General features: G+C 75.2%; 4 protein-coding genes. 3 read left to right on the top strand and 1 reads right to left on the bottom strand.

All coding sequences use genetic code 11. The features are described 5' to 3' along the window. Positions 1-116: 116 nt before the first annotated feature. Positions 117-905, bottom strand: a complete 789-nt coding sequence (locus ACWFNE_RS16985) for a hypothetical protein (protein WP_452123597.1) — start codon at positions 903-905, stop codon at positions 117-119. Between the two features lie 86 nt (positions 906-991). Here ACWFNE_RS16985 and ACWFNE_RS16980 point away from each other — a divergent pair, with 86 nt between their 5' ends. From ACWFNE_RS16980 to ACWFNE_RS16970, 3 genes are all read left to right on the top strand, one after another. Then, positions 992-1777 carry an ABC transporter ATP-binding protein gene (locus ACWFNE_RS16980; protein WP_452123596.1) on the top strand — a complete coding sequence of 262 codons (786 nt, stop codon included), beginning with the start codon at positions 992-994 and terminating at the stop codon, positions 1775-1777. A gap of 223 nt (positions 1778-2000) precedes the next feature. Continuing rightward, complete coding sequence (locus tag ACWFNE_RS16975) at positions 2001-2441, top strand: NfeD family protein (RefSeq protein ID WP_452123595.1); 441 nt, start codon at positions 2001-2003, stop codon at positions 2439-2441. Positions 2442-2516: 75 nt separating this feature from the next. Further along, entirely contained in the window at positions 2517-3794 is a 1278-nt protein-coding gene (locus ACWFNE_RS16970) for an SPFH domain-containing protein (protein WP_452123594.1), read from the top strand. Positions 3795-3919: the final 125 nt, after the last annotated feature.

Genomic DNA, 3919 nt, shown 5'->3' with positions numbered 1-3919 from the left:
CTCCGACGAGACTGTCTGGGGGTCATGAAGGGAAGCGCGCCACCGCAAGCCAAACGCTCCCCACCGCCCGGCTCCCGGTGGGCCGCCGGAGCCCGGCGGGTGCCGGTGCCCCGGGATCAGAACGCGTCGGGCACGTGCGTCGCCGAGGACATGGCGCGCCGGGCCGCCCGGTCGACCTCGCGCAGCGCCGTCGAGCGCTGGTCCGCCTGCCACAGGTTGACGGCGCCGCCGTCGTCGGCCGTCGCGAGCCGCACGATCGCACGGAGCCGGGCCGCGCTCGCGAGCACGCGCACCCGCCGTCCCTCGAGCGTCGGCGGCAGGCCCCAGCCGGGGTCGACGTCGCTGCGCAGGGCGGCGATCGCCTCGGCCGCGTCCGGCCGCCACCGGGCCACGTCGAGCGACGCGAGCGCCTCGGTCGCCTGGATGAGCGCGGTGCGCAGGTCCCGCTCGGCCTCGGCGAGCGTGCCGACCTGGCCGACGAGCGCCGGCCGCCAGTCCGGGACGCGCGCGACCTCCCACGTGACCAGGTGCCCGGGCTCGTACGCGCTGCCGAACTCCTCGACGTGCGGGACGGCGGCGAACGTCCCGTGCAGGCCGTGCACGAGCACGCACTCGCCGGCGAGCACCGCAGGGCCGGCGACGGCTGCGGGTGCACCTCCCGGGTCGCCGGGGACGGGCAGCGCGGCGGCCGCAGCGCGCGGACCGGCAGCCCACGCGGCGACGAGGTCCGGCAGCGTCGCGGCTGCCTCGAGACCGGTGCCTTCGCCGACCCGGACGGTGTGCGGCTCGTCGTCCCCCTGGACCGCGGTCACGGCTCGCTGGACGGGCGTCGCGCCCGAGCCGGTCTCCTGCAGCCAGAGCGCGAGCAGCACGGAGCGCGGCAGGGCGAGCACCGAGTGATCCACCGAACCACGGTACGACGCGGACCGGCGTGATCCGGGCACGCCCCCGGTGACGTCGGTGCCGCTCGCGCCGACTAAGGTCGGTGCCCATGACCGACGTGCTCGACCTGCAGGACGTGTCCATCCGTCGCGGTACGACGACGATCCTCGACCGGCTCTCGTGGACCGTGCGCGAGGGTGAGCGGTGGGTGGTGCTCGGTCGCAACGGCGCGGGGAAGACGACGCTGCTCCAGGTCGCCTCGGGCCGCATGCACCCCTCGGCGGGGACCGCCGACCTGCTCGGCTCGCGGATGGGCCGCGTCGACGTGTTCGAGCTGCGCCCGCGCATCGGCCTGTCGAGCGCGTCGCTCGCGGACCGCATCCCGGCCGGCGAGACCGTGCGCGACGTCGTCCTGACCGCCGCGTACGGCGTCACCGGCCGCTGGCGCGAGTCGTACGAGGAGCTCGACGAGAGCCGGGCGACCGACCTGCTCGCGGCGTTCGGGGTCGCGCACCTCGCGGACCGCCGGTTCGGGACCCTGAGCGAGGGTGAGCGCAAGAGGACCCAGATCGCCCGCTCGCTCATGACCGACCCCGAGCTCCTGCTGCTCGACGAGCCCGCCGCCGGCCTCGACCTCGGCGGGCGCGAGGAGCTCGTGGCCGCGCTCGCCGAGCTCGCCGGCGACCCGCGCTCGCCCGTGCTCGTGCTCGTGACGCACCACGTCGAGGAGATCCCGCCGGGCTTCACGCACCTGCTCCTGCTGCGCGACGGCGAGGTGCACGCGCGCGGCCCGCTCGACGAGGTGCTCACCGCCGAGAACCTGTCGGGCGCGTTCGGGATCGACCTCGTGGTCGAGCGCGCCGGCGACCGGTGGACGGCGCGCGCGGCCGGCTGACCGGATGCCGCCGACCGGCTCCCGCGCGCGCCCGGCGGGGTGCGCTCATGCGTGCGACGACGCCCCGCAGCCGGGCGCGGTGAGCGCCGACCGGCACGAACGGATCAGCGTTCTCTCACGTCGGGGCAAAGCGATCGTCTAGAATCGTTCTGACGACGCGCGGTCGTGGCCACGCCGGCCACGGGCCCGTCGCGTCGCCTGCACCAGGGAGACGGTGAGTCGGATGAACGCCTGGCTGTGGTGGGTCGGCGCGGCGACGTTGCTGGCCATCGCGGAGATCCTGTCCCTCGACCTCATCCTGCTCATGCTCGCGGGCGGTGCGCTCGCCGGCGCCGGGGCGGCGCTGCTCGGAGCGGAGCTGCCCGTCCAGATCCTCGCGGCCGTGGTCACGTCGGTGCTGCTGCTGTTCGCGCTGCGCCCGTGGCTGCTTCGCCACCTGCGCCGCCGCATGCCGCTCGTCGAGACCAACGTCGCGGCGCTCGTCGGTCGCCCGGCGATCGTCGTGGCCACCACGACCGAGCTCGGCGGGCGCGTCAAGCTCGCGGGCGAGGTGTGGTCGGCCCGTGCCGCCGTCGAGGACGTCACGTACCCGCCCGGCGCGGAGGTGCGCGTGACGTCGATCGACGGCGCCACCGCGGTCGTCGCGCTCGCGGAACCTGCCTGACGCCTGAACCACCACGGGCTCGCCGAGCCCGAGGACCCGCGCGCGGGACCGCTCGCGCTGCCCCCGAGGAGCACAGTGGACGAATCATCCGTCGGCCCAGGAACCATCATCGGCTACGTCGTGCTGGCGCTCGTCGCCGTGTTCGTCGTCGTCGCGCTCGCGCGGTCGGTGCGGATCGTGCCGCAGACCGTGGCCGTCATCGTCGAGCGCCTCGGCCGGTACTCGCGCACGATGGACGCCGGCCTGCACCTGCTCATCCCGTTCGTCGACCGCGTGCGCGCCGGCGTCGACCTGCGCGAGCAGGTCGTGTCGTTCCCGCCGCAGCCCGTCATCACGTCGGACAACCTCGTGGTCAGCATCGACACCGTCCTGTACTTCCAGGTCACCGACCCGAAGTCGGCGGTCTACGAGATCGCGAACTACATCACCGCGATCGAGCAGCTCACGGTCACGACACTCCGCAACGTCATCGGGTCGATGGACCTCGAGCAGACGCTGACGAGCCGCGACCAGATCAACGGCCAGCTGCGCGGGGTGCTCGACGAGGCGACCGGCAAGTGGGGCATCCGCGTCAACCGCGTCGAGCTGAAGTCGATCGACCCGCCGCAGAGCATCCAGGGCTCGATGGAGCAGCAGATGCGCGCCGAGCGCGACCGCCGCGCGGCGATCCTCACCGCGGAGGGCGTCAAGCAGTCGCAGATCCTCACCGCGGAGGGCGACAAGCAGGCCGCGATCCTGCGGGCCGAGGGTTCCGCGCAGGCGGCGATCCTCACCGCCGAGGGTGAGGCGCGCGCGATCCTCCAGGTCTTCGACGCCGTGCACCGCGGCGACGCCGACCCCAAGCTGCTCGCGTACCAGTACCTGCAGACCCTGCCGAAGCTCGCGTCGAGCCCGGCGAACAAGGTGTGGGTCATCCCGTCCGAGCTCACCGGCGCCCTGGGCCAGTTCACGAAGGGCTTCGCCGGTGCGTTCACCGGGGAGGACGGCGAGGCCGCCCCGACCCGCCCGCCCGGCACCTCGCCGCTCGGCGACGACCTGCCGCCGACGTCGCTCGTCGACCCGGCCGAGGCGCTCGCGCAGGCGCGGCGCGAGCTCGAGATCGCCACGGCCGACGCGACGAGCGCAGGGACCCTCAGCGGGCAGCCCACCGACCCGAACGCCGCGGCGGGCCAGCGCCCGACCGGGGCGTACGGGTACACCAAGCCGCAGCACGCGGCACCGGGCGCCCCGGCCCCCGGGCAGGCGGCACCGCGTCAGGCGGAGCCGACCACCCCGCAGCAGGCCGGCCCGCAGCAGGCCGCGCCGATCGAGGGGGACCCGCGCCCGTACGACGGGCCGCCCGCGCAGGGCTGACCGCGGGGAGAGCGTAGGGGTCGGGGGGGGGACCCGAGCCCATGGGCCCCCCCACCCCCGTCTTCTCTTCGTCCCAACCCCCCCCCCCCCCCTTCCCCTCCCCCCCTCCCCCCCCCCCCCCCCCC

The sequence above is a fragment of the Cellulomonas sp. NPDC055163 genome (assembly GCF_053607065.1).
This window is presented reverse-complemented; position numbering and strand designations above follow the sequence as displayed.